Here is a 24755-nt window from a genome sequence, read left to right as displayed (position 1 = left end):
GATCGCGCGCGATTGCGGTTTAATGCGCTCCGTTGCCCGGATAGCTCAGTCGGTAGAGCAGGGGATTGAAAATCCCCGTGTCCTTGGTTCGATTCCGAGTCCGGGCACCACTATTTAAAGAACCCAGCCTATGGCTGGGTTTTTGCTTTTCTGCGCTTATTAAAACCTTACCTTAAATTTATTCCTGTATCTCTTCCCGATGTGGTCGCGCAGCCAGCATTGCCCGGGGGCGCTGCGCTTACCGGGCCTACAAAACCCGCAGGCCAGATAAGGCGAAGCCGCCATCCGACTTTTCAGAACGCACAAAGCAAAAAACCCCGCACCTTCCGGTACGGGGTTCTTCCTGATTGATGCCTGGCAGTTCCCTACTCTCACATGGGGAGACCCCACACTACCATCGGCGCTACGGCGTTTCACTTCTGAGTTCGGCATGGGGTCAGGTGGGACCACCGCGCTAAAGCCGCCAGGCAAATTCTGTTAATCTGTATCAGGCTGAAAATCGTGTCTGTCTCTTCGCCGAAACAGCTTCGGCGTTGTAAGGTTAAGCCTCACGGTTCATTAGTATCGGTTAGCTCAACGCATCGCTGCGCTTACACACCCGACCTATCAACGTCGTCGTCTTCAACGTTCCTTCAGGAGACTTAAAGTCTCAGGGAGAACTCATCTCGGGGCAAGTTTCGTGCTTAGATGCTTTCAGCACTTATCTCTTCCGCATTTAGCTACCGGGCAGTGCCATTGGCATGACAACCCGAACACCAGTGATGCGTCCACTCCGGTCCTCTCGTACTAGGAGCAGCCCCCCTCAATTCTCCAGCGCCCACGGCAGATAGGGACCGAACTGTCTCACGACGTTCTAAACCCAGCTCGCGTACCACTTTAAATGGCGAACAGCCATACCCTTGGGACCTACTTCAGCCCCAGGATGTGATGAGCCGACATCGAGGTGCCAAACACCGCCGTCGATATGAACTCTTGGGCGGTATCAGCCTGTTATCCCCGGAGTACCTTTTATCCGTTGAGCGATGGCCCTTCCATTCAGAACCACCGGATCACTATGACCTGCTTTCGCACCTGCTCGCGCCGTCACGCTCGCAGTCAAGCTGGCTTATGCCATTGCACTAACCTCCTGATGTCCGACCAGGATTAGCCAACCTTCGTGCTCCTCCGTTACTCTTTGGGAGGAGACCGCCCCAGTCAAACTACCCACCAGACACTGTCCGCAACCCGGATTACGGGTCTACGTTAGAACACCAGCCATTAAAGGGTGGTATTTCAAGGTTGGCTCCACGCAGACTGGCGTCCACGCTTCAAAGCCTCCCACCTATCCTACACATCAAGGACCAGTGTTCAGTGTCAAGCTATAGTAAAGGTTCACGGGGTCTTTCCGTCTTGCCGCGGGTACACTGCATCTTCACAGCGAGTTCAATTTCACTGAGTCTCGGGTGGAGACAGCCTGGCCATCATTACGCCATTCGTGCAGGTCGGAACTTACCCGACAAGGAATTTCGCTACCTTAGGACCGTTATAGTTACGGCCGCCGTTTACCGGGGCTTCGATCAAGAGCTTCGCGTTGCCGCTAACCCCATCAATTAACCTTCCGGCACCGGGCAGGCGTCACACCGTATACGTCCACTTTCGTGTTTGCACAGTGCTGTGTTTTTAATAAACAGTTGCAGCCAGCTGGTATCTTCGACTGATTTCAGCTCCGTCCGCAGGGACTTCACCTACATATCAGCGTGCCTTCTCCCGAAGTTACGGCACCATTTTGCCTAGTTCCTTCACCCGAGTTCTCTCAAGCGCCTTGGTATTCTCTACCTGACCACCTGTGTCGGTTTGGGGTACGATTTCGTGTTACCTGATGCTTAGAGGCTTTTCCTGGAAGCAGGGCATTTATCACTTCAGCACCGTAGTGCCTCGTCATCACACCTCAGCGTTAATAAGGTACCGGATTTACCTGGAACCTCCGCCTACATGCTTAAACCGGGACAACCGTCGCCCGGCTGACATAGCCTTCTCCGTCCCCCCTTCGCAGTAACACCAAGTACAGGAATATTAACCTGTTTCCCATCGACTACGCCTTTCGGCCTCGCCTTAGGGGTCGACTCACCCTGCCCCGATTAACGTTGGACAGGAACCCTTGGTCTTCCGGCGAGCGGGCTTTTCACCCGCTTTATCGTTACTTATGTCAGCATTCGCACTTCTGATACCTCCAGCATGCCTCACAGCACACCTTCAACGGCTTACAGAACGCTCCCCTACCCAACAACGCCTAAGCGTCGCTGCCGCAGCTTCGGTGCATGGTTTAGCCCCGTTACATCTTCCGCGCAGGCCGACTCGACCAGTGAGCTATTACGCTTTCTTTAAATGATGGCTGCTTCTAAGCCAACATCCTGGCTGTCTGTGCCTTCCCACATCGTTTCCCACTTAACCATGACTTTGGGACCTTAGCTGGCGGTCTGGGTTGTTTCCCTCTTCACGACGGACGTTAGCACCCGCCGTGTGTCTCCCGTGATAACATTCTTCGGTATTCGTAGTTTGCATCGGGTTGGTAAGCCGGGATGGCCCCCTAGCCGAAACAGTGCTCTACCCCCGAAGATGAGTTCACGAGGCGCTACCTAAATAGCTTTCGGGGAGAACCAGCTATCTCCCGGTTTGATTGGCCTTTCACCCCCAGCCACAGGTCATCCGCTAATTTTTCAACATTAGTCGGTTCGGTCCTCCAGTTAGTGTTACCCAACCTTCAACCTGCCCATGGCTAGATCACCGGGTTTCGGGTCTATACCCTGCAACTTAACGCCCAGTTAAGACTCGGTTTCCCTTCGGCTCCCCTATACGGTTAACCTTGCTACAGAATATAAGTCGCTGACCCATTATACAAAAGGTACGCAGTCACCCCATAAAGAGGCTCCCACTGCTTGTACGTACACGGTTTCAGGTTCTTTTTCACTCCCCTCGCCGGGGTTCTTTTCGCCTTTCCCTCACGGTACTGGTTCACTATCGGTCAGTCAGGAGTATTTAGCCTTGGAGGATGGTCCCCCCATATTCAGACAGGATACCACGTGTCCCGCCCTACTCTTCGAGTTCACAGCAAGTGTGCTTTCGTGTACGGGACTATCACCCTGTACCGTCGGACTTTCCAGACCGTTCCACTAACACACAAGCTGATTCAGACTCCGGGCTGCTCCCCGTTCGCTCGCCGCTACTGGGGGAATCTCGGTTGATTTCTTTTCCTCGGGGTACTTAGATGTTTCAGTTCCCCCGGTTCGCCTCGTTAACCTATGTATTCAGTTAACGATAGTGCAACGAATTGCACTGGGTTTCCCCATTCGGACATCGCCGGGTCAAAGGTTCATATCACCTCGCCGGCGCTTTTCGCAGATTAGCACGTCCTTCATCGCCTCTGACTGCCAGGGCATCCACCGTGTACGCTTAGTCGCTTAACCTCACAACCCGAAGATGTTTCACTTCTGATTGCGAAAATTTGAGAGACTCGAACACACCATTAAAGATGTGTCGTTTCAATTTTCAGCTTGATCCAGATTTTTAAAGAGCAAAACTTCTTAATGCACTCAAAAGTACATTCAGAAGTTCATCATTCATCAGACAATCTGTGTGGACACTACAAAGGCAGGTTCTTTAAGGTAAGGAGGTGATCCAACCGCAGGTTCCCCTACGGTTACCTTGTTACGACTTCACCCCAGTCATGAATCACAAAGTGGTAAGCGCCCTCCCGAAGGTTAAGCTACCTACTTCTTTTGCAACCCACTCCCATGGTGTGACGGGCGGTGTGTACAAGGCCCGGGAACGTATTCACCGTGGCATTCTGATCCACGATTACTAGCGATTCCGACTTCATGGAGTCGAGTTGCAGACTCCAATCCGGACTACGACGCACTTTATGAGGTCCGCTTGCTCTCGCGAGGTCGCTTCTCTTTGTATGCGCCATTGTAGCACGTGTGTAGCCCTACTCGTAAGGGCCATGATGACTTGACGTCATCCCCACCTTCCTCCAGTTTATCACTGGCAGTCTCCTTTGAGTTCCCGGCCTAACCGCTGGCAACAAAGGATAAGGGTTGCGCTCGTTGCGGGACTTAACCCAACATTTCACAACACGAGCTGACGACAGCCATGCAGCACCTGTCTCAGAGTTCCCGAAGGCACCAAAGCATCTCTGCTAAGTTCTCTGGATGTCAAGAGTAGGTAAGGTTCTTCGCGTTGCATCGAATTAAACCACATGCTCCACCGCTTGTGCGGGCCCCCGTCAATTCATTTGAGTTTTAACCTTGCGGCCGTACTCCCCAGGCGGTCGACTTAACGCGTTAGCTCCGGAAGCCACGCCTCAAGGGCACAACCTCCAAGTCGACATCGTTTACGGCGTGGACTACCAGGGTATCTAATCCTGTTTGCTCCCCACGCTTTCGCACCTGAGCGTCAGTCTTTGTCCAGGGGGCCGCCTTCGCCACCGGTATTCCTCCAGATCTCTACGCATTTCACCGCTACACCTGGAATTCTACCCCCCTCTACAAGACTCTAGCCTGCCAGTTTCGAATGCAGTTCCCAGGTTGAGCCCGGGGATTTCACATCCGACTTGACAGACCGCCTGCGTGCGCTTTACGCCCAGTAATTCCGATTAACGCTTGCACCCTCCGTATTACCGCGGCTGCTGGCACGGAGTTAGCCGGTGCTTCTTCTGCGGGTAACGTCAATCGACAGGGTTATTAACCCTGTCGCCTTCCTCCCCGCTGAAAGTACTTTACAACCCGAAGGCCTTCTTCATACACGCGGCATGGCTGCATCAGGCTTGCGCCCATTGTGCAATATTCCCCACTGCTGCCTCCCGTAGGAGTCTGGACCGTGTCTCAGTTCCAGTGTGGCTGGTCATCCTCTCAGACCAGCTAGGGATCGTCGCCTAGGTGAGCCGTTACCCCACCTACTAGCTAATCCCATCTGGGCACATCCGATGGCAAGAGGCCCGAAGGTCCCCCTCTTTGGTCTTGCGACGTTATGCGGTATTAGCTACCGTTTCCAGTAGTTATCCCCCTCCATCAGGCAGTTTCCCAGACATTACTCACCCGTCCGCCACTCGTCAGCAAAGCAGCAAGCTGCTTCCTGTTACCGTTCGACTTGCATGTGTTAGGCCTGCCGCCAGCGTTCAATCTGAGCCATGATCAAACTCTTCAATTTAAGTTTGATGCTCGTGAATTAAACTTCGTAATGAATTACGTATGTTCACTCAGAGACTTGGTATTCATTTTTCGTCCGAGGACGTTAAGAATCCATGTCACTTTGAGTGCCCACACAGATTGTCTGATAAATTGTTAAAGAGCAGTTGCGACGCGCTTCAGCGCTCTGTCGCGAGGTGGCGTATATTACGCTTTCCTCTTTCAGAGTCAACCCGTTATTTCAGGATTTTTTCTCTTCAACCGACCGGGTTGTCTGTGAAGTGATTCACATCTGCCGTGTCGATGGAGGCGCATTATAGGGAGTTCCCGAGCGACCGCAACAGAAAAGTTGCAAAAAAATGACTGACTGCTGTATTCCCCAGCAAAACCCCGCCTTATACCCTTTTACGCACAGAGTTATCCACAATCCATTGACGATCCCGGTGCGATCCCGCTAATTGAACACTATACTAGCGGCAAATATTCCTCTCGCAGACCAACCTGATGACGACACAACGACTTCAACGTGACTGGCGTATCCCAACCGCCGGGCTCGCCGTGCTGGTGTTACTTATGGCAGGTTTCGCACTGCATACGCACTGGAATGCTTTTATTCAGTGGTGCCTCGCCGCTCAGATCACCCTGCACCGTTATCTGGTGATGTATTTGCTGCAACTTAATAATCATCAGTACAGCGGTGGGCTGTGGTTGTTAACCGGTGCGTTTCTTTATGGTGTACTCCATGCCGTTGGACCAGGACACGGCAAATTTATCGTCGCCACGTATCTCAGCACCAATAAAGAGAGCCAGCTCGCGGCGCGCGTCGTACCGTTTATCGGTAGCCTGATGCAGGGCGTCAGCGCGATCCTCTTTGTGTTTATCCTGGCGGTTGGATTAAACCTCGCGTCAGGAGATATCAGCACCAGCCGTTGGTACGTCGAGAAAATCAGCGCCTTACTGATTGCCGCCTTCGGTGCGTTTATCATTTATCAGGCGCTCAGCAGCCTGCGTCCGCGCAAAATGGCGATTAGCGCCATCAAGCCGCATCATCAGCATAATGAACACTGTGGCTGCGGCCATCACGGCGTAGGGGTGGATCTGGCTAAAAGCGACTGGAAAACCCGTCTGGGCGTGGTGCTGGCCATTGGCGCACGCCCGTGCAGCGGGGCAATTATGATCCTGATGTTCTCGAATGCGCTCGGCATTATTAGCTGGGGAATTGCTGCTGTGATGACAATGTCGCTGGGCACGGCGCTGTCGATTATGGGGCTGTCGCTGGCAGTACGTTACGCGCGTGAACGCACAGTAGCCTGGTTTAGTGGCGGCACTTCCCTGAACTGGGTAATGCCGATGGTCAAAATAGCCGGAGGAGTTGTTCTGATATTGTTCGCAACTATCCTCTTCCTGACGGTGATCCCCGTCAGCGCCAGCGGCGACTATATCGCCGCAGGATGCTAATAAAAGAAAACCCGCCAGCGGCGGGTTTTTTATCACTCGTTAATTCGCGGATGCTGGTCAACCAGGCGAGAACGTTTTTTCTGAAGCTCTTCAATCTCTGCGTCAATATCTTCAATCTTCTGCTCTACGTTATCGTAGTGCTCGCGCAGGATCTCCTTCGCTTCCTGAATATCGGACGCCGCAGGCGTTGCCCCTTTCAGTGGACGGTTCGCCGTCTCCTTCATAGTAATACCGGTAATCAGGCCAATCACCGCAATAACCATCAGATAGTAAGCAGGCATCATCAGGTTCTGCGTGCTCTCCACCAGTGAAGCAGCAAGCGTCGGCGTCAGGCCCGCAATCAGAACGGAGATATTAAAGGCTGCCGCCAGCGCACTGTAGCGAATATGCGTCGGGAACATTGCCGGTAGCGTAGAAGCCATCACCCCGATAAAGCAGTTGAGGATCACCGCCAGCATCAGCAGACCGGCGAAAATCAGCCCCAGCACATTGCTGTTAATCAGAATAAAGGCCGGGATTGCCAGCGCGAACAGCGCGACGCTACCGAGAATAATGAATGGCTTACGACCAAAGCGGTCGCTCAGCAGGCCCATAATCGGCTGCACAAACAGCATGCCTACCATGATGGCGATAATAATCAGCACACCGTGGTCTTCCGAGTAGTGCAGGTTATGCGACAGATAGCTCGGCATGTAGGTCAGCAGCATGTAATAGGTCACGTTGGTGGAAATCACCAGACCGATACAGGTCAGCAGGCTGCGCCAGTGTTTGGTCGCAATCTCCTTGAACGACACTTTTGGGCCATCCTGCAACCCTTCACGGTCGCCCTGCTCCAGCTTTTCAACGTGCTGCTGGAACGCAGGCGTCTCTTCCAGGGCGTGACGCAGGTAAAGACCGATGATGCCAAGCGGCAGCGCCAGGAAGAACGGAATACGCCAGCCCCAGTCGAGGAAGTTCTCTTCACCCACTACGGTTGAAATCAGAACCACAACTCCCGCGCCCATGACAAACCCGGCAATCGAACCAAAGTCGAGCCAGCTGCCCATAAAGCCGCGTTTTCGGTCCGGAGAATACTCGGCGACAAAAATCGATGCACCGGTATATTCGCCGCCAACGGAGAAGCCCTGCGCCATCTTACAGATCAACAGCAGGATCGGCGCCCATATACCAATGGTCGCATAGGACGGAATAAGGCCGATACAGAATGTACTTATCGACATGATGACAATAGTAATGGCCAGGATCTTCTGGCGACCATATTTATCACCCAGCATGCCGAAGAACAGGCCACCGAGAGGGCGAATAAGGAAGGGAACAGAGAACGTACCCAGCGCGGCAATCATCTGCAAGCTGGGATCGGCACCGGGGAAGAACACTTTACCAAGCGCATAGGCAACAAAGCCGTAGACACCAAAATCGAACCACTCCATCGCATTACCGAGCGAGGCCGCCGTAATCGCTTTGCGCAGTTTCGCATCATCAATAATGGTGACATCGCGCAGCGTGATGGGTTTTACTTTTTTCCTTCTAAGCATAGCTTTCCTCGTAGACTCAGCCCCGTCCGTTTCACAGCGCATTTGCAAGCTGTGAACCAGAGATCCGCTCCATGCGAATCTCCTTATTCAAGCGTAGCAGGTTTACTTACATTGACGTTTTACCGCAATACAACCGAACCTGTTGACGCCTGTCTGGGCAGTTAAAGACCTTTTTACCCTACCAGCGTTTATATATGTGATCAACTTCACATATATTTTTCCGGTTCGTAAGTTGGCTTCAGGTTTTGTCAATTCACGATAAATAAGGTCATTCTCACCCCCCTTTATCAAGCACATCTTAACACCCGTTATTATTCCTCTTAAAACAAAAAACAATCACATTTCTTCACATCGAATTTACACAAAATTTAATTATTAACAGCGGGCATTCCTGTTTACATTCAATATGTGACGCAGATAACTAAAACAGTGTTTTATTTTCATTGAATCGAAATTCCAAAGATCGCATGATAAACCCGAACACAATATCCCAGCGGCTTTCAAATGAAGGAATGCTAAGCACCTGAATTTCGCTTTACAGCATAAGTAACGAATCGATTGGTCTTCAAAAAAGGCAATCATTTGAATTTGTTGATCTATTTTTTGAGATTTCCGCCAGCCACGCGGGCGAGATGTGAGGGTTAATGATGAAGATTAAAGCAACAATAGAACGCATCCCGGGCGGGATGATGCTGGTCCCGCTGGTACTTGGCGCGATATTAAATACGCTGGCCCCGAATACCGGTGCTTATTTTGGCGGTTTTACAAAAGGTATGATCACTGGAACGGTGCCGATTCTGGCAGTCTGGTTCTTTTGCATCGGCGCATCTATTAATTTACGTGCAACTGGTACGGTATTACGTAAATCAGGGACGCTGGTCATTACTAAAATTGCGGTCGCCTGGGTCGTTGCCATGATCTGCGCGATGTTCATTCCGGAGAATGGCATACAGACCGGATTCTTCGCCGGATTATCCGTTCTGGCCATTGTTTCAGCAATGGATATGACCAACGGCGGTCTCTATGCCAGCCTGATGAATCAATATGGCACCAAAGAAGAATCAGGCGCGTTCGTGCTGATGTCCCTGGAGTCGGGTCCGCTGATGACCATGCTGATTCTGGGTTCTGCTGGCCTTGCCTCCTTTGAACCCCACCATTTTGTCGGGGCGATCCTGCCGTTCCTGATTGGTTTTGCGCTAGGCAACCTCGATCACGATCTGCGCGATTTCTTCAGCAAAGCCACCCCGGTACTGATCCCGTTCTTCGGCTTCGCGTTGGGCAATACCATCAATCTGAACGTGATTCTGGAAACCGGCCTGCTGGGTATTGTGCTGGGTGTTGCCGTCATCGTCATCACGGGTATTCCGCTAATTATTGCAGACCGCGTCATCGGGGGCGGTAACGGAACCGCAGGTGTGGCCGCCTCGTCGGCCGCAGGCGCTGCGGTAGCTAACCCGGTGATTATCGCCCAGATTAACCCGGCCTTTGAACCAGTGGCGGCTTCCGCCACGGCCCTGGTTGCCGCCAGCGTGATTGTGACGGCGATTCTGGTCCCGATCATCACGGCGCTGTACGCCAGACGTTTTGGACAGGTTCCGGAAACCCAGGCAGAGCCGAAAGCGGTAGAAATGCACCACTAAGCCGTTCGCCCCCTCCTTAAAAAGAGGGGGCAATCACGCACTAAATATCTCTTCCACCATGCCATCCACCAGCCGTTTTGCCGAACAGAGTCTCGGCATACCCAGCGCGACCGTTTGCCAGCTCTGCGTCACTGACCAGCTCACCGGATGTTTATCCGCCTGACACCAGTCCCCCAGCCAGCCAAGCATATCTTTATAATCCATCAGACCAGGAGAAGCGGGCGTCGTCAGCCACTGATGGTAAAAATGCCGGGTGGTGGGAGAAGCGTTAATCCCCTGTGCCAGATAGTTTGCGGCCATGCTGCGCAGGTTATCTTTCAGCATGGCCGCCACATCACTATTCGCCAGACGACAGGCATCGCCAAACGCGCCCCAGCGCAACTCTTCCAGCACGATAAAGCAGCGGCCAGCCAGCGACCAGCCGTCATACTGCCCGGCTCGCCAGCGGGTAAAAATTTGCTCGCTGTGCTCGCCCGCCTGAACCGTAAGGCCGCGCTGCGCGAGCGCTTTCTCTTTATAGGCGGCACGCTGGTTGAAATGTGCGGAGAGCGCCTCGTACTGTTGCAACAATCCGGAAGGTTGAGGGAGGCGTGGATTAACCTGCTGGCGCAGGGCTACCAGCTTGTCGGACATGCGGGTCAGCGCCAGGTGTCCAGGGTCGAGCATACCGGCCAGTTTCTCCGCCAGACCCAGCCGCAGTGCTGCATTTTCGTTGAGCATTCCCGCCATTGCCCATGGCCGCAACCGGGTCTGCGTAACGATCTCCTGCGTCAAACGCTCACGAAATTGCAGTTGCTGTGGCCCCAGGAGGGTGTGACGAGCAGCATCCGCCCCCTGGACCAAATCGACCATAAATTTTGGATGAATACACTCCAGCGTCCGCCCGGGACCGTCCAGTAGCTGTGTTGTCATGGTTGCTCTGCCGCGAATAAGGTTTGAATATCATCGCGTAACAGTCGGGTATCTTCCTGAATCCACGCCGCTGTGGTCATACTTTGCTTCAACAACTGGCTAAGCGCCCGGGTTGAATGCTCATTCTGCTGCCGCACGGCAAGGCTATCACGCAAGCTTTCCTGTAACCCGGTCAGGCACAACGAAAACTCTGCAAAGAACGTTGCCATACCTGCCGTAACAGAGACATCGACCTGCGCGGCCAAAGCTTTACGTATTTGATCGCAAAACTGATCGGTATGCTGCGTAAATTTGCCATGAAGCTGGGCGATATCGATGACATATCGGGTGCGCGTCTCCACATACGCTTCCCAGCCCCAGCCGGGATGATTGAGCCAGCGCGAGACGGTATTACGTACGCTGCCCGCCCCTGCGGGCTGACTGGCGGGAGGGGTGTCCTGCACAATGGCATCATTAAATAAGCCGCGCGTATTGAAGTTAAGCTGGTTTGCCTGAAACGCCGGAAAGCTAATCCGCGCCCGAAAGCCGGCATGACTGAGCTGTTCCTTAATTTGCATCTCGATGGGGCGCATCGCCTCATTCAACGATCGGGCGAGCGTAGACTCCAGCTGATCGAAGCGTAACGCCAGCTCCCGGCTAATTCTGCTCTGCGCATTCAGCAAAATCTGCTCGCATGACGATCGGATCTTGCTCAGGACAATCTGTGCCTGCCCTTCATCGTCAAGCACCAGTTGCTGGTTCCCATCCGTGTCGTCTGTACGCATGCTGGATGGCTCGCGCCCGGCTAAATCAAGAATTAACGGGCGGCTAAACATGTCGTCCAGCGCCTGGTGAAGTTCGCCTTTCTGACTAAGCAGAAATGTATCCGCTGCGTTGAGCGCCTCTTCAACTTCATGCTGGACCTCATCGCTCACTACGCTCTGCCGCTGACGCAGCATCGCCATGTCCTCTTCCAGGCGCTTAATATTCCGCTCCAGCTCATCAAAGGCGACCGTCAGTCCCTGATGGCGAAAATCCAGGTATTCTCTGGCATTTTGCGCATAGTTCAGCAGCTTATGCGATGCCGACCGCAGGGCGAACAGCGAGGCGTTGGCGTAAGCCGCGTAAATCAGCTTGCGGATGGGCTGTTCGAACAGCGAATCCTCCCACAGCAGATCCGCCGCATGGCGAATATGGTCACTATCGTCGAGATCGGCCGTACGCCAGCGGCGGCCCAGCGCGGCCTCGGCAAAATCCTGCACCCAACGCTGATCCTGATGATCGGGAAGCCGCCCATGGGTGTTCATCTCATAGCGGGCGCGGTTTGCCAGGTAGGCCCACATGGAAGAGACCGGATAAATTTGTCCCGGAGAAATATTCCCTTTCATCAGCGTGCCGGAAATCATCGCCCGAACCTGCTCTTCATCGTCGCTGTTACGATCTTTCTGATCGAATTTATTGACCAGGGCGTAAAGCGGCACGGATTTCCCCGCCGCCGAAATTGCCTGCCGAACCTCGGCGTCGGAAATGGATTTAAGCTGGGTATAGTCCATCACCGCCAGCACGGCGGAGGCGCGCGCCAGCTGCTCGCTGAGCATTTTTTGCAGGTGCGGCTGACCGGCCTCGTTCGGCCCCGGCGTGTCGAGCAGCGTCAGTTGACCAAGATGCGCATCCAGACCGGCGAGGTGCACAAATTCCACCTCAATCACCGGAATATGTTCAATCGCGGCATACTCAGAAAAAGGAAACTCCACACCCAGCGCCTGCGAAAGCCGCACCAGATCGTTCAGGCTTTTCAGACAATGAAAGATGGGCTCCGCGCCCAGGTGATGTTTTCCGAACGCCTCACCTCTTTCGATGCGCTCCAGCAGCGTATTCATGTCCTTGTCGATTTCCAGACGCCGCGCCAGCTTGCCGCGATCTTTATCGCACAATTTCGTCTGCAACTGGGAAATCAGGGTATCAATGGGCGCAACGTGCAAAAAATGCAGCACCGGCTCCTTCTGGCCCGGCGTATGGCGGATCAGCGTGGGCAGCGCCGTCATCGGACGATTGCGGTTCGGCAGCACTTCCGTGCCCACAATCGCATTAATGGTGGTCGATTTTCCCGCTTTCATGGTACCCACAATCGCCAGCACCATTTCGAGGCGGGTTATTTTGCGTAATTCGTTATTCAGCAACGCCTGCTGAGCGTCGACACCCCGCGCGCTAAAATGTAATGGCAAAACGTTGTTATTAACGCCGCTCATGGCAGCGGCTGTGCTATCCAGCTTTGCAATCGGCATTGATTTTAATGAATCAAGATTGTTCAGAGCCAGCTGTAACAAACGTTCGGCTTCCTGGCTTAATTCAAATATGGTCTGTGTGTGCATGATAAAAGCCTTCCCTTAACGCAAATTTATTACTTTTATTAAGCCACGTTTTTTTAATTATACTGTTCAGGCTTATATGATCACGTATGGAAAACATGTTCATTTAATACAAGTAACTGAAGATAATGAGAATTTAAATCTCACCCTTCTAATACGTGTAAAACATCCCTCTGGTCAGAAGACCAAAAGTAAATAGACAAAACGCATTTTCAGGAAACATCAGGAGATATCATCGTTATTTACCCACCAAAAAAGAGAGGTATTCCCTGACACCAAAAGATGTATAGCATCAGAAAGGATAGATAAATAACGGCTTGTTCCTTCACCTTATCCGAAATGGCACAGCGTAGCAATTTGCTGTAATAAAATATTCGATATATTTATCATCATAACGATCACTGCCGTGCAGGGCATAAGCTTCCCTTAATTCACTGACAGTTCGTGTCATCTTTTACGCATTTTTGCGCTATTTTTCTAAAACAATATCACCGACAAAAGTGGGGATTTGCGTTATACTCGCTGCCTTTTTCGGCACACTGCCGTCATTTAGCTGGCGTTTTCCAGCGTGTTAACACTTTTGAGGATACCAATATGCAACTTCCACACTGCCCGAAATGCAATTCTGAATACACCTATGAAGACAATGGCATGTTCGTTTGCCCGGAATGCGCCCATGAATGGAACGATGCGGAGCCTGCGCAGGACAGCGATACGCTGATTGTGAAAGACGCGAACGGCAACCTGCTGTCAGACGGCGACAGCGTTACCGTTGTGAAAGATCTGAAGGTAAAAGGCAGTTCTTCCATGCTGAAGATTGGTACCAAAGTGAAAAACATCCGTCTTGTTGAAGGCGATCATAATATCGATTGCAAAATTGACGGCTTCGGTCCGATGAAACTGAAATCTGAGTTCGTGAAAAAGAACTGATTGACCCGCCCGGTGACGCTTCGCTTACCGGGCGTCCGGGAACTACACTTAACGGGCTTTTCTTACGTGAGGTAAAGATTATGCCGTTAAGTCCCTATATCTCTTTCGCCGGCAACTGTGCGGAGGCCACCGCCTTCTATCAGCAGGCCGTCGGCGCAGAACTCCTCTACAAAATCACCTTCGGCGAAATGCCTAAAGACGAAAACAGCGAAGAAGGCTGTCCGTCCGGCATGAACTTCCCGGATACCGCCATCGCCCACTCTAACGTCCGCATCGCGGGCAGCGACATTATGATGAGCGACGGGATACCGCCTGGCAGCAGCGCGCAATACGCGGGTTTCACACTGGTGCTCGACACCCAGGATGTGTCGGAAGGCAAGCGCTGGTTCGACAACCTCGCCGATGGCGGCAATATTGAAATGGCCTGGCAGGAGACCTTCTGGGCGCACGGATTCGGCACTGTGACCGACAAATACGGCGTGCCGTGGATGATTAACGTCGTTAAATCGTAGGCTGGATAAGCGCAGCGCATCCGGCAACAGCGTCCGGTGGCGCTGCGCTGGCCGGGCCTACGGTGATTGTCATCAAATCCCCCTCAACTCTTCAAACTCCCGCAACCAACACTTAACCTGAATGTCATATTGATGCGCCAGCATGAGGCCACATTTATCGTGAGGCCCAGCACATGCAAACTGTCATTCGCGTCGAGAAACTGAGCAAAACCTTCCATCACAACAAGGCGCTGCATGCCGTTGATCTGACCGTCCAGCAGGGCGAAATGGTGGCGCTGCTGGGGCCATCCGGTTCAGGAAAATCCACCCTTCTTCGTCACTTAAGCGGCCTCATTACCTGTGACAAAACGCCGGAAAGCCGCGTCGAGCTGCTGGGTAACACTGTGCAGCATGCGGGGCGTCTGGCGAGCGATATTCGCAAAAGCCGCGCGCAGACGGGCTATATCTTTCAGCAGTTCAACCTGGTGAACCGCCTGACGGTGCTCGAGAACGTGCTGATTGGCGCGCTCGGCAGCACCCCGTTCTGGCGCACCTGCCTGCGCTGGTTCTCCCCTTCCCAGAAACAAGAAGCCTTACAGGCGCTGACCCGCGTCGGCATGGCGCATTTTGCCCACCAGCGCGTCTCAACGCTCTCCGGCGGACAGCAGCAGCGCGTCGCCATCGCCCGCGCCCTGATGCAGAAAGCCAAAATCATTCTGGCCGATGAGCCTATCGCCTCGCTGGATCCGGAATCGGCCCGCATCGTGATGGAAACCCTGCGCGACATCAACCAGAACGACGGCATCACCGTGGTGGTGACGCTGCATCAGGTGGATTACGCCCTGCGTCAGGGCCACGTGTTCTTCGATGGCGCCAACCATCAGTTTGATAACGAACGTTTTGATCATCTCTACCGCAGCGTAAACCGCGTCGAAGAACGCGCGCAGGCTGCTTAACGCCCCGATAACGAGGAATGGAAATGAACTACAAAGCCGTTGCCGCGCTGGCCTTCACCAGCATGTTCAGCATCAGCACCCTGTTAAGCCCGGCCTGGGCAGAGGAACAGGAAAAAGCGTTGAACTTTGGCATCATTTCAACGGAATCACAGCAAAACCTGAAGCCGCAGTGGGAACCGTTCCTGAAAGATATGGAAACCAAACTGGGGATCAAAGTGAACGCCTTCTTCGCCCCGGACTACGCGGGCATTATCCAGGGAATGCGCTTCAACAAAGTCGACATCGCGTGGTACGGCAACCTCTCTGCCATGGAAGCGGTAGATCGCGCCAACGGCCAGGTCTTTGCCCAGACCGTTGCAGCAGACGGCTCCCCGGGCTACTGGAGCGTGCTGATCGTTAACAAAGACAGCCCGATCAACAACCTCAACGATATGCTCGCCAAACGCAAAGAGCTGACCTTTGGTAACGGCGACCCGAATTCTACGTCCGGCTTCCTCGTCCCGGGTTACTACGTCTTCGCGAAAAACAACATCTCCGCCAGCGACTTCAAGCGCACGGTTAACGCCAGCCACGAAACCAACGCCCTGGCCGTAGCGAACAAGCAGGTAGACGTTGCCACCAACAACACTGAAAACCTTGACAAGCTGAAGACCTCCGCGCCGGACAAGCTGAAAGCGCTGAAGGTGATCTGGAAATCGCCATTGATCCCGGGCGACCCGATCGTGTGGCGTAAAAACCTCTCCGAAAGCACCAAAGACAAGGTCTACGACTTCTTTATGAACTACGGCAAAACGCCGGAAGAGAAAGCGGTGCTGGCGCACCTGGGCTGGGCACCGTTCCGCGCGTCCAGCGATTTGCAGCTGGTGCCGATTCGCCAGCTGGCGCTGTTTAAACAGATGCAGGGCGTGAAGGACAACAAAGGTCTGAAGGAAGAAGAGAAAACCAGCAAAGTGTCGGAAATTCAGGCGCAGCTGGACGATCTCGACCGCCTGACCGCCGCGCTCGGCGCGATGACCAGCGTGAATAAAGCGGTGCAGTAACTCAAGTCCCCTCTCCCTTGAGGGAGAGGGTTAGGGTGAGGGGGAAAGGCGCACGCTGATGCCCTCACCCCGGCCCTCTCCCACAGGGAGAGGGAGAACAGATTAAGGAGCCAACATGCAAACCATCACCCTCCCGCCGCCAAAGCGCAGCTGGTTCTCGCTCATAAGCTGGGCCGTTCTGCTGGCGGTGCTCGTTATCTCCTGGAAGGGCGCGGAGATGGATCCGCTGCTGCTCTTCAGGGACTCGGGCAACATGGCGACCTTCGCCGCCGACTTCTTCCCACCTGACTTCAGCCAGTGGCAGGACTACCTCAGTGAAATGGCCACCACCCTGCAAATCGCCGTCTGGGGCACCGCCCTCGCCGTGATCCTCTCCATTCCGTTTGGCCTGATGAGCGCCGAAAACATCGTGCCTTGGTGGATCTACCAGCCGATGCGTCGCCTGATGGACGCCTGTCGCGCCATCAACGAAATGGTCTTTGCGATGCTGTTCGTGGTCGCCGTCGGCCTGGGTCCGTTCGCTGGCGTGATGGCGCTGTTCATCCACACCACCGGCGTACTCTCCAAGCTGCTCTCCGAAGCGGTTGAAGCCATCGAGCCCGGCCCGGTGGAAGGCATCCGCGCAACCGGCGCGAACAAAATCGAAGAGATCCTCTACGGCGTCCTGCCGCAGGTCATGCCGCTGCTCATCTCCTATTCGCTATACCGCTTCGAGTCCAACGTTCGCTCCGCCACCGTGGTCGGCATGGTGGGCGCAGGCGGTATTGGCGTCACCCTGTGGGAAGCGATTCGCGGTTTCCAGTTCCAGCAAACCTGCGCATTGATGGTGCTTATCATCGTCACCGTCAGCCTGCTGGATTTCCTCTCTCAACGCTTGCGTAAGCACTTCATCTGAGAAGCGAGGCTTTGATTGGTATGCACTTATCCAGACATCCGACCAGTTACCCTACCCGCTGGCAAGAGATTGCGGCAAAGCTCGAAGTGGAGCTGCGCACGCACTATCGGTGCGGCGACTACCTGCCTGCCGAGCAGCAGCTTGCCGACCGCTACGAAGTGAATCGCCACACCCTGCGTCGCGCCATCGATCAGCTGGTGGAGCGCGGCTGGGTCCAGCGTCGTCAGGGCGTCGGCGTGCTGGTGCTGATGCGCCCGTTTGACTACCCGCTCAATGCCCAGGCGCGTTTTAGCCAGAACCTGCTCGATCAGGGCAGCCACCCCACCAGCGAAAAGCTGCTGTCTGTCCTGCGCCCGGCCTCCCGCCACGTAGCGGACGCGCTGGGGATTCAGGAGGGCGACAACGTCGTTCACCTGCGCACGTTGCGCCGGGTGAACGGCGTGGCGGTCTGTCAGATCGACCACTACTTCGCGGACCTCTCCCTCTGGCCCGTGCTGCAACATTTCGCCAGCGGTTCCCTGCATGATTTTCTTCAGGAGGCGACGGGTATCGCGCTCAAACGCACCCAGACGCGCATCAGCGCCCGCCGCGCGCAGGCTAAAGAGAGCAAGGTGCTGGAGATCCCCAACATGGCCCCGCTGCTCTGCGTGCGCACCCTCAACCACCGTGACGGCGACGTCAACGCAACGGAATACTCCGTCAGCCTGACCCGCGCCGACATGATTGAATTTACCATGGAGCACTGAATGCACTTCGACACCTCCACTCGTCAGCGCTGGATGCGCGTGCTGGCCCACAGCCAGCCTGCTGCGCTGGCTGCCCGCATGAACGCGCTCGGCCTGACGCCGGACTACGACACGATCCGCGCGCCGGAGATCGGCCTGGTGCAGATCCAGGCACGCATGGGCGGCACCGGCGAGCGCTTCTTCGCCGGCGATGCCACCCTCACCCGCGCGGTGATCCGCCTGAGCAGCGGCACGCTGGGCTACGGCTACGTACTTGGGCGCGACAAAACACACGCCGAGCGCTGCGCCGTGATCGACGCGCTTTTACAGGAACAGCCGCATTTTCAGACCTTAATGGAAACCCTTATTGCCCCGCTGGAAGCTGACCGCGCCGCACGCCTTGCCGCGCGTCAGACCGAAGTGAATACCAGCCGGGTCGACTTCTTTACGCTCGTTCGCGGAGACAACGCATGACGCTTCAACCTGCCTTTACCCTGGCCGTCCAGGATGCCCAACAGAGTTTCCGTCGCCTGCTGAAAGCCATGAGCGAGCCCGGCGTGATCGTCTCGCTGCACCAGCTTTCGCAGGGCTGGCTGCCGCTGAACCTCGCCTCTACCAGCGTGCTGCTGACGCTGGCGGACAACGACACGCCGGTATGGCTGTCAGGGGCATTGCTGAACGATATCGCCAGCCAGAACCTGCGCTTTCACACCAACGCGCCGCTGGTCGAGCAGCCCCAGCAGGCGGTCTTCGCCGTGGCAGACGAGCAAATCAGCCACGAGCAGCTTAACGCCCTGAGCGAAGGCAGCGCCGTCGCCCCGGAAACCAGCGCCACGCTGATTTTGCAGGTCTCCAGCCTGAGCGGTGGTCGCATGCTTCGCCTGACGGGTGCAGGCATCGCCGACGAGCGGATGGTCGCCCCCCAGCTGCCGGAGTGCATCATCCATGAGCTGACCGAGCGCCCGCATCCGTTCCCGCTCGGTATCGACCTGATCCTGACCTGCGGCGAGCGCCTGCTGGCGATCCCGCGAACCACTCACGTGGAGGTGTGCTGATGTACGTTGCCGTCAAAGGGGGCGAGAAGGCGATCGCCGCCGCCCATGCCTTGCAGGCGCACAGACGCCGGGGGGATGACGCTCTTCCCGAGCTGAGCGTCGCCCAGATTGAACAGCAGTTAAATTTGGCCGTCGACCGCGTGATGACCGAAGGCGGCATCGCGGACCGTGAGCTGGCGGCGCTGGCGCTGAAACAAGCCAGCGGCGATAACGTGGAAGCCATCTTCCTGCTGCGCGCTTACCGCACAACGCTTGCGAAGCTGGCGGTGAGCGAGCCGGTAAATACGGCGGAAATGCGTTTAGAGCGCCGTATTTCTGCGGTGTATAAAGATATTCCTGGCGGCCAGCTGCTTGGCCCCACCTACGACTACACCCATCGTCTGATGGACTTCGCTCTGCTGGCAAACGGTGAAACACCGCAGCTCAGCGCCTCTGACGCTGAACAAGACGCCTCCCCGCACGTCTTTAGCCTGCTGGCAAACCAGGGGCTGGCGAAGGCGGAAGAAGACACCGGCAGCACACCGGATGACATCACCCGCACGCCGCCGGTCTATCCCTGTTCGCGCTCGTCCCGTCTGCAACAGCTGATGCGCGGCGACGAAGGCTATCTGCTGGCGCTGGCCTACTCCACGCAGCGCGGCTACGGGCGCAACCACCCGTTCGCGGCAGAGATCCGCAGCGGCTATCTCGATGTCGAAATTGTGCCAGAAGAGCTGGGGTTTGCGGTGAACATCGGCGAACTGCTGATGACCGAGTGCGAAATGGTCAACGGTTTTGTCGCGCCAGAAAATGAAGATCCACACTTTACCCGCGGCTACGGGCTGGTGTATGGCCTGAGCGAGCGCAAGGCGATGGCGATGGCGCTGGTTGACCGTGCGCTCCAGGCGCCGGACTACGGCGAGCATATTGCAGGCCCGGCACAGGACGAAGAGTTCGTGCTGGCCCACGCGGATAACGTTGAGGCCGCGGGCTTTGTCTCGCACCTCAAGCTGCCGCACTACGTCGATTTCCAGGCCGAACTGGAACTGCTGAAACGCCTGCAACGGGAGCGCGCCAATGGCTAACTTAAGCGGCTACAACTTTGCCTATCTGGACGAGCAAACTAAACGCATGATCCGCCGCGCCATCCTTAAGGCTGTGGCGATCCCCGGCTACCAGGTGCCGTTCGGCGGCCGCGAAATGCCGATGCCCTACGGCTGGGGCACCGGCGGTATTCAAATCACCGCCAGCGTGATTGGCGAAGCGGACGTGCTGAAGGTCATCGACCAGGGGGCAGACGACACCACCAACGCCGTGTCGATCCGCAACTTCTTTAAGCGCGTAACGGGCGTCAACACCACTGAAAAAACCGAAGACGCGACGCTGATCCAGACCCGTCACCGCATTCCGGAGACCCCGCTGACTGAAGATCAGATTTTGATTTTCCAGGTGCCGATCCCGGAGCCGCTGCGCTTTATCGAGCCGCGGGAAACCGAAACCCGCACCATGCACGCCCTGGAAGAGTACGGGATCATGCAGGTCAAACTGTATGAGGACATCGCCCGCTTCGGCCATATCGCCACCACCTACGCCTACCCGGTGAAGGTGAACGGCCGCTACGTGATGGACCCGTCGCCGATCCCGAAATTCGATAACCCGAAGATGGACATGATGCCCGCCCTGCAACTTTTTGGTGCCGGACGTGAAAAACGCATCTACGCCGTACCGCCGTTTACCCGCGTAGAGAGCCTGGATTTCGACGATCACCCGTTTACGGTGCAGGAGTGGGACGAGCCGTGCGCCATCTGCGGATCCAAACACAGCTATCTGGATGAAGTGGTGCTGGACGACACGGGCAAACGGATGTTTGTCTGCTCCGACACCGATTACTGCCGCCAACAGAGCGAGGCGAACAGCCAATGAAACCGCTGCTTTCGGTTAACAACCTGACTCACCTTTATGCGCCGGGCAAAGGCTTTAGCGACGTGTCGTTTGAGCTGTGGCCGGGCGAAGTGCTGGGCATTGTCGGCGAGTCCGGCTCCGGTAAAACCACCCTGCTGAAGTCCATCTCCGCGCGCCTGACGCCGCAGAATGGCGACATTTTGTATGAGGGCGCATCGCTGTACGGCATGAGCGAAGCCGAGCGCCGCCGCCTGCTGCGCACCGAGTGGGGCGTGGTGCATCAGCACCCGATGGACGGCCTGCGCCGTCAGGTGTCAGCGGGGGGCAACATCGGTGAACGGCTGATGGCCACCGGCGCACGCCACTACGGCAATATCCGCGCCACGGCGCAGCACTGGCTGGAGGAAGTTGAAATCCCCGCCTCGCGCATCGACGACCTGCCGACCACCTTCTCCGGCGGCATGCAGCAGCGTTTACAGATTGCCCGCAATCTCGTCACCCATCCGAAGCTGGTGTTTATGGACGAACCGACCGGCGGGCTGGACGTATCCGTGCAGGCTCGCCTGCTCGACCTGCTGCGCGGCCTGGTGGTGGAGCTGAACCTGGCGGTGGTGATTGTCACCCATGATTTAGGCGTCGCGCGCCTGCTGGCGGACCGTCTTCTGGTGATGAAGCAGGGTCAGGTGGTGGAAAGTGGGTTAACCGACCGGGTGCTCGACGATCCCCATCATCCGTACACCCAGCTGCTGGTGTCGTCGGTGTTGCAGAACTGAGGGCGCTGTTGCCGGGTGGCGCTGCGCTTACCCGGCCTACGAACAGCGCACCTGTAGGCCGGGTAAGGCGAAGCCACCACCCGGCAAAACGAACACCGCACCCGTAGGCCGGGTAAGGCGAAGCCGCCACCCGGCAAAACGAATCGCGAGGCAAAAATGATCCACGTTGAAAATGTCAGTAAAACCTTTGTGCTCCACCAGCAAAACGGTGTCCGCCTGCCGGTACTGCAAAATGCCTCATTAGAGGTCAGCAACGGCGAATGCGTGGTGCTGCATGGCCATTCCGGCAGCGGAAAATCCACCCTGCTGCGCTCCCTGTATGCCAACTACCTGCCGGACGAAGGCCATATCCATATCCGCCATAACAATGAATGGGTCGATCTGGTCCAGGCTCCCGCGCGCAAGGTGCTGGAAGTACGCCGCTCGACGATCGGCTGGGTCAGCCAGTTCCTGCGGGTGATCCCGCGGATCTCTGCCCTGGACGTGGTCATGCAGCCCCTGCTGGATCTCGGCGTGCCGCGCGAAACCTGCGCCGCTAAAGCCGCCAGCCTGCTGACGCGTCTCAACGTACCGGAGCGTCTGTGGCACCTCGCCCCGTCGACCTTTTCCGGCGGCGAACAGCAGCGCGTGAACATCGCCCGCGGCTTTATCGTCGATTACCCGATTTTACTTCTGGATGAACCCACCGCCTCGCTCGACAGTAAAAACAGCGCAGCGGTGATGGAACTGATCGAACAGGCCAAAGCGCGCGGCGCGGCGATCGTCGGGATCTTCCACGACGACGCCGTACGCCATCGCGTGGCGGACAGACTGCACCCGATGGGGACAAACGTATGATTATCAATAACGTCAGGCTGGTACTGGAAAATGAAGTCGTGAACGGCTCGGTTGAGGTCCGGGACGGTGTCATCCGCGCCTTTGCTGAAACCCAGAGCCGCTCACCGGACGCGATGGATGGCGAAGGCGGTTGGCTGCTGCCGGGGCTGATTGAGCTGCATACCGATAATCTTGATAAATTTTTCACGCCCCGCCCGAAGGTCGACTGGCCCGCGCATTCAGCGATGAGCAGCCACGACGCGCTGATGGTCGCCAGCGGCATCACCACGGTGCTGGACGCGGTGGCGATCGGCGACGTGCGCGACGGCGGCGATCGGCTGGAGAACCTGGAGAAGATGATCAACGCCGTGGAGGAGACGCAAAAGCGCGGCCTCAACCGCGCCGAGCACCGTCTGCACCTGCGCTGCGAGCTGCCGCACCACACTACCCTGCCGCTGTTTGAAAAGCTGGTGGGCCGCGAGCCGGTCTCGCTGGTTTCCCTGATGGATCACTCGCCGGGGCAGCGCCAGTTCGCCAACATTGAAAAGTATCGCGAATACTATCAGGGCAAATACGCGCTCAACGATGCTGAGATGGCGCGCTATGAAGAAGAGCAGCTCCAGCTTGCGGCCCAGTGGTCGCAGCCGAATCGTCTCTCCATTGCCGCGATGTGCCGTGACCGTCATATTGCCCTGGCCAGCCATGATGATGCCACGCACGACCATGTCCGTGAATCCCACCAGCTTGGGAGCGTGATCGCCGAATTTCCCACCACGTTCGAGGCGGCAGAGGCATCGCGTAAGCATGGCATGAACGTGCTAATGGGTGCGCCGAACATCGTGCGCGGCGGGTCGCACTCCGGAAACGTGGCGGCAAGCAAGCTCGCCTCCCTCGGCCTGCTGGATATCCTCTCATCTGACTATTACCCCGCCAGCCTGCTGGACGCGGCCTTCCGCGTCGCGGACGACGAAGGCAATAGCTTCACGCTGCCGCAGGCGATTCGCCTGGTGACGAAAAACCCGGCCACCGCGCTCAATCTTCACGATCGCGGGGAAATCGCCGAGGGGAAACGGGCCGATCTGGTGCTGGCGCACCGTAAGGGCGAGCACATTCATATCGACCACGTCTGGCGTCAGGGAAAAAGGGTGTTCTGATGGGAAGACTCATCTGGTTAATGGGCCCGTCCGGCTCCGGGAAGGACAGCCTGCTGTCGGCGTTACGGCAGCGGGAACACTCACAGCTGCTGGTGGCGCACCGCTATATCACGCGCGATGCCAACGCCGGAAGCGAAAACCATATCGCCCTGAGCGAGCAGGAGTTTTTTACCCGCGCCGGACAAAACCTGCTGGCGCTAAGCTGGCATGCCAACGGTTACTACTATGGCGTCGGCATTGAGATTGACCTCTGGCTGCATGCGGGGTTCGACGTGCTGGTTAACGGCTCACGGGCGCATCTCCCGCAGGCTCGCGCCCGGTACGAAGCGGCGCTGCTCCCGGTCTGTTTGCAGGTTTCCCCGGAGGTTCTGCGTAGCCGGCTGCAAAAGCGGGGACGCGAAAACGCACGCGAGATCGACCAGCGGCTGGAACGGGCGGCGCGCTACACCCCGTCGGGTTGCCATCTCCTCAATAACGACGGAAGTTTGCTACAGTCAGTCGAGACCTTTCTATCGCTTATTCGCCAGAAGGAGAAACAGCATGCCTGACTGCCAGCTTCGCCCCGCCACCGCCGACGATGCGCCGATCGTTTACGCTCTGATCTGCGAACTTAAGCAGGCCGAGTTCGATCATCAGGCGTTTCACGCCGGGTATCTGGCCAACTTGCAGGATCACAATATGCGCTACCAGCTGGCCGAGCTGGACGGGAAGATCATCGGGATGATCGGCCTGCACATGCAGTTTCACCTGCACCACGCCCGCTGGATCGGCGAGATCCAGGAGCTGGTGGTGATGCCGCAGGCGCGCGGATTGAAAGTGGGCAGCCAGCTGCTGGCCTGGGCAGAGGAGATCGCACGCCAGGCAGGCGCCGAGCTGACCGAGCTTTCCACCAGCGTGAAGCGCGTGGACGCGCACCGTTTTTATGTTCGTGAAGGGTATACGCAAAGCCATTTCCGCTTCACCAAACCGCTGTAGAGGTGCGTT

The 24755-nt window shown here is 56.3% G+C and carries 20 protein-coding genes, 1 tRNA gene and 3 rRNA genes; 18 read left to right on the top strand and 6 right to left on the bottom strand.

Features of this window, described 5'->3' with window-relative positions; genetic code table 11:
- The first annotated feature begins 34 nt into the window (after nucleotides 1–34).
- Nucleotides 35–110 (top strand) — tRNA-Phe (locus L2Y28_RS01840).
- Nucleotides 111–352: 242 nt separating this feature from the next.
- Here the strand turns inward: L2Y28_RS01840 and rrf are convergent.
- From rrf to L2Y28_RS01825, 3 genes are all read right to left on the bottom strand, one after another.
- A 5S ribosomal RNA gene (gene rrf, locus L2Y28_RS01835) occupies nucleotides 353–468 on the bottom strand.
- Nucleotides 469–537: 69 nt separating this feature from the next.
- A 23S ribosomal RNA gene (locus tag L2Y28_RS01830) occupies nucleotides 538–3443 on the bottom strand.
- 199 nt (nucleotides 3444–3642) lie between these two features.
- A 16S ribosomal RNA gene (locus L2Y28_RS01825) occupies nucleotides 3643–5184 on the bottom strand.
- The 16S, 23S and 5S rRNA genes sit together here, the layout of an rRNA operon.
- A gap of 482 nt (nucleotides 5185–5666) precedes the next feature.
- Between L2Y28_RS01825 and L2Y28_RS01820 the strand changes: the two genes are divergently transcribed.
- A complete protein-coding gene (locus L2Y28_RS01820; RefSeq protein WP_022646794.1) occupies nucleotides 5667–6620 on the top strand; it encodes a nickel/cobalt transporter in 954 nt (317 codons plus the stop codon).
- A 32-nt stretch (nucleotides 6621–6652) separates the two neighbouring features.
- Here L2Y28_RS01820 and proP read toward each other — a convergent pair whose 3' ends face one another.
- Nucleotides 6653–8155 (bottom strand): glycine betaine/L-proline transporter ProP, encoded by a 1503-nt coding sequence (proP, locus tag L2Y28_RS01815; RefSeq protein WP_022646793.1) that lies wholly within the window; start codon nucleotides 8153–8155, stop codon nucleotides 6653–6655.
- Nucleotides 8156–8802: 647 nt separating this feature from the next.
- Here proP and kdgT point away from each other — a divergent pair.
- On the top strand, nucleotides 8803–9795 hold the full coding sequence (kdgT, locus tag L2Y28_RS01810) for a 2-keto-3-deoxygluconate transporter (RefSeq protein ID WP_022646792.1): 993 nt from the start codon (nucleotides 8803–8805) through the stop codon (nucleotides 9793–9795).
- A 33-nt stretch (nucleotides 9796–9828) separates the two neighbouring features.
- Here kdgT and L2Y28_RS01805 read toward each other — a convergent pair whose 3' ends face one another.
- Nucleotides 9829–10707 (bottom strand): diguanylate cyclase regulator RdcB family protein, encoded by an 879-nt coding sequence (locus L2Y28_RS01805; protein WP_022646791.1) that lies wholly within the window; start codon nucleotides 10705–10707, stop codon nucleotides 9829–9831.
- On the bottom strand, nucleotides 10704–13058 hold the full coding sequence (crfC, locus tag L2Y28_RS01800; protein WP_022646790.1) for a clamp-binding protein CrfC: 2355 nt from the start codon (nucleotides 13056–13058) through the stop codon (nucleotides 10704–10706). Before crfC ends, L2Y28_RS01805 begins: the two co-directional genes overlap by 4 nt.
- A 591-nt stretch (nucleotides 13059–13649) precedes the next feature.
- Between crfC and L2Y28_RS01795 the strand changes: the two genes are divergently transcribed.
- The 15 genes from L2Y28_RS01795 to phnO all read left to right on the top strand — a co-directional run bounded on the left by L2Y28_RS01795 (nucleotide 13650) and on the right by phnO (nucleotide 24746).
- A complete protein-coding gene (locus tag L2Y28_RS01795; protein WP_022646789.1) occupies nucleotides 13650–13985 on the top strand; it encodes a zinc ribbon domain-containing protein YjdM in 336 nt (111 codons plus the stop codon).
- Between the two features lie 80 nt (nucleotides 13986–14065).
- Nucleotides 14066–14497, top strand: a complete 432-nt coding sequence (gene yjdN, locus L2Y28_RS01790; protein WP_022646788.1) for a VOC family metalloprotein YjdN — start codon at nucleotides 14066–14068, stop codon at nucleotides 14495–14497.
- Between the two features lie 173 nt (nucleotides 14498–14670).
- Complete coding sequence (gene phnC, locus L2Y28_RS01785) at nucleotides 14671–15432, top strand: phosphonate ABC transporter ATP-binding protein (RefSeq protein WP_236919572.1); 762 nt, start codon at nucleotides 14671–14673, stop codon at nucleotides 15430–15432.
- 23 nt (nucleotides 15433–15455) lie between these two features.
- A complete protein-coding gene (gene phnD, locus L2Y28_RS01780; RefSeq protein WP_022646786.1) occupies nucleotides 15456–16472 on the top strand; it encodes a phosphonate ABC transporter substrate-binding protein in 1017 nt (338 codons plus the stop codon).
- Between the two features lie 115 nt (nucleotides 16473–16587).
- A complete protein-coding gene (gene phnE, locus L2Y28_RS01775; RefSeq protein ID WP_022646785.1) occupies nucleotides 16588–17367 on the top strand; it encodes a phosphonate ABC transporter, permease protein PhnE in 780 nt (259 codons plus the stop codon).
- A gap of 20 nt (nucleotides 17368–17387) precedes the next feature.
- Nucleotides 17388–18113, top strand: coding sequence for a phosphonate metabolism transcriptional regulator PhnF (gene phnF / locus L2Y28_RS01770; protein ID WP_022646784.1), 726 nt, complete (start codon nucleotides 17388–17390; stop codon nucleotides 18111–18113).
- Nucleotides 18114–18566, top strand: a complete 453-nt coding sequence (gene phnG, locus L2Y28_RS01765; RefSeq protein WP_022646783.1) for a phosphonate C-P lyase system protein PhnG — start codon at nucleotides 18114–18116, stop codon at nucleotides 18564–18566.
- A complete protein-coding gene (phnH, locus tag L2Y28_RS01760) occupies nucleotides 18563–19147 on the top strand; it encodes a phosphonate C-P lyase system protein PhnH (protein ID WP_003860219.1) in 585 nt (194 codons plus the stop codon). The genes phnG and phnH overlap by 4 nt, the downstream gene beginning before the upstream one ends.
- Complete coding sequence (locus L2Y28_RS01755; protein WP_022646782.1) at nucleotides 19147–20211, top strand: carbon-phosphorus lyase complex subunit PhnI; 1065 nt, start codon at nucleotides 19147–19149, stop codon at nucleotides 20209–20211. The genes phnH and L2Y28_RS01755 overlap by 1 nt, the downstream gene beginning before the upstream one ends.
- Nucleotides 20204–21049, top strand: a complete 846-nt coding sequence (gene phnJ, locus L2Y28_RS01750; RefSeq protein WP_022646781.1) for an alpha-D-ribose 1-methylphosphonate 5-phosphate C-P-lyase PhnJ — start codon at nucleotides 20204–20206, stop codon at nucleotides 21047–21049. The genes L2Y28_RS01755 and phnJ overlap by 8 nt, the downstream gene beginning before the upstream one ends.
- Nucleotides 21046–21801, top strand: a complete 756-nt coding sequence (gene phnK / locus L2Y28_RS01745; protein WP_006177354.1) for a phosphonate C-P lyase system protein PhnK — start codon at nucleotides 21046–21048, stop codon at nucleotides 21799–21801. The genes phnJ and phnK overlap by 4 nt, the downstream gene beginning before the upstream one ends.
- A 156-nt stretch (nucleotides 21802–21957) precedes the next feature.
- A complete protein-coding gene (gene phnL / locus L2Y28_RS01740; protein WP_022646780.1) occupies nucleotides 21958–22638 on the top strand; it encodes a phosphonate C-P lyase system protein PhnL in 681 nt (226 codons plus the stop codon).
- Nucleotides 22635–23771 (top strand): alpha-D-ribose 1-methylphosphonate 5-triphosphate diphosphatase, encoded by a 1137-nt coding sequence (gene phnM, locus L2Y28_RS01735; protein ID WP_022646779.1) that lies wholly within the window; start codon nucleotides 22635–22637, stop codon nucleotides 23769–23771. The genes phnL and phnM overlap by 4 nt, the downstream gene beginning before the upstream one ends.
- Entirely contained in the window at nucleotides 23768–24319 is a 552-nt protein-coding gene (gene phnN, locus L2Y28_RS01730; RefSeq protein ID WP_032621424.1) for a ribose 1,5-bisphosphokinase, read from the top strand. The genes phnM and phnN overlap by 4 nt, the downstream gene beginning before the upstream one ends.
- Nucleotides 24312–24746, top strand: a complete 435-nt coding sequence (phnO, locus tag L2Y28_RS01725; protein WP_022646777.1) for an aminoalkylphosphonate N-acetyltransferase — start codon at nucleotides 24312–24314, stop codon at nucleotides 24744–24746. The genes phnN and phnO overlap by 8 nt, the downstream gene beginning before the upstream one ends.
- Nucleotides 24747–24755 lie beyond the last annotated feature (9 nt).

Source organism: Enterobacter sp. JH25, from assembly GCF_021725435.1.
Lineage (GTDB): Bacteria > Pseudomonadota > Gammaproteobacteria > Enterobacterales > Enterobacteriaceae > Enterobacter > Enterobacter intestinihominis.
This window is presented reverse-complemented; position numbering and strand designations above follow the sequence as displayed.

What these genes read in the sequence shown, in the direction of transcription:
- phnG (WP_022646783.1), top strand. Translation starts at nt 18,114, where the DNA reads ATGCACTTCGACACCTCCACTCGTCAGCGCTGGATGCGCGTGCTGGCC.
- kdgT (WP_022646792.1), top strand. Translation starts at nt 8,803, where the DNA reads ATGAAGATTAAAGCAACAATAGAACGCATCCCGGGCGGGATGATGCTG.
- phnO (WP_022646777.1), top strand. Translation starts at nt 24,312, where the DNA reads ATGCCTGACTGCCAGCTTCGCCCCGCCACCGCCGACGATGCGCCGATC.
- phnE (WP_022646785.1), top strand. Translation starts at nt 16,588, where the DNA reads ATGCAAACCATCACCCTCCCGCCGCCAAAGCGCAGCTGGTTCTCGCTC.
- L2Y28_RS01795 (WP_022646789.1), top strand. Translation starts at nt 13,650, where the DNA reads ATGCAACTTCCACACTGCCCGAAATGCAATTCTGAATACACCTATGAA.
- yjdN (WP_022646788.1), top strand. Translation starts at nt 14,066, where the DNA reads ATGCCGTTAAGTCCCTATATCTCTTTCGCCGGCAACTGTGCGGAGGCC.
- phnH (WP_003860219.1), top strand. Translation starts at nt 18,563, where the DNA reads ATGACGCTTCAACCTGCCTTTACCCTGGCCGTCCAGGATGCCCAACAG.
- phnF (WP_022646784.1), top strand. Translation starts at nt 17,388, where the DNA reads ATGCACTTATCCAGACATCCGACCAGTTACCCTACCCGCTGGCAAGAG.
- L2Y28_RS01820 (WP_022646794.1), top strand. Translation starts at nt 5,667, where the DNA reads ATGACGACACAACGACTTCAACGTGACTGGCGTATCCCAACCGCCGGG.
- crfC (WP_022646790.1), bottom strand. Translation starts at nt 13,058, where the DNA reads ATGCACACACAGACCATATTTGAATTAAGCCAGGAAGCCGAACGTTTG.
- phnL (WP_022646780.1), top strand. Translation starts at nt 21,958, where the DNA reads ATGATCCACGTTGAAAATGTCAGTAAAACCTTTGTGCTCCACCAGCAA.
- phnJ (WP_022646781.1), top strand. Translation starts at nt 20,204, where the DNA reads ATGGCTAACTTAAGCGGCTACAACTTTGCCTATCTGGACGAGCAAACT.
- phnK (WP_006177354.1), top strand. Translation starts at nt 21,046, where the DNA reads ATGAAACCGCTGCTTTCGGTTAACAACCTGACTCACCTTTATGCGCCG.
- phnD (WP_022646786.1), top strand. Translation starts at nt 15,456, where the DNA reads ATGAACTACAAAGCCGTTGCCGCGCTGGCCTTCACCAGCATGTTCAGC.
- proP (WP_022646793.1), bottom strand. Translation starts at nt 8,155, where the DNA reads ATGCTTAGAAGGAAAAAAGTAAAACCCATCACGCTGCGCGATGTCACC.
- L2Y28_RS01755 (WP_022646782.1), top strand. Translation starts at nt 19,147, where the DNA reads ATGTACGTTGCCGTCAAAGGGGGCGAGAAGGCGATCGCCGCCGCCCAT.
- L2Y28_RS01805 (WP_022646791.1), bottom strand. Translation starts at nt 10,707, where the DNA reads ATGACAACACAGCTACTGGACGGTCCCGGGCGGACGCTGGAGTGTATT.
- phnC (WP_236919572.1), top strand. Translation starts at nt 14,671, where the DNA reads ATGCAAACTGTCATTCGCGTCGAGAAACTGAGCAAAACCTTCCATCAC.
- phnM (WP_022646779.1), top strand. Translation starts at nt 22,635, where the DNA reads ATGATTATCAATAACGTCAGGCTGGTACTGGAAAATGAAGTCGTGAAC.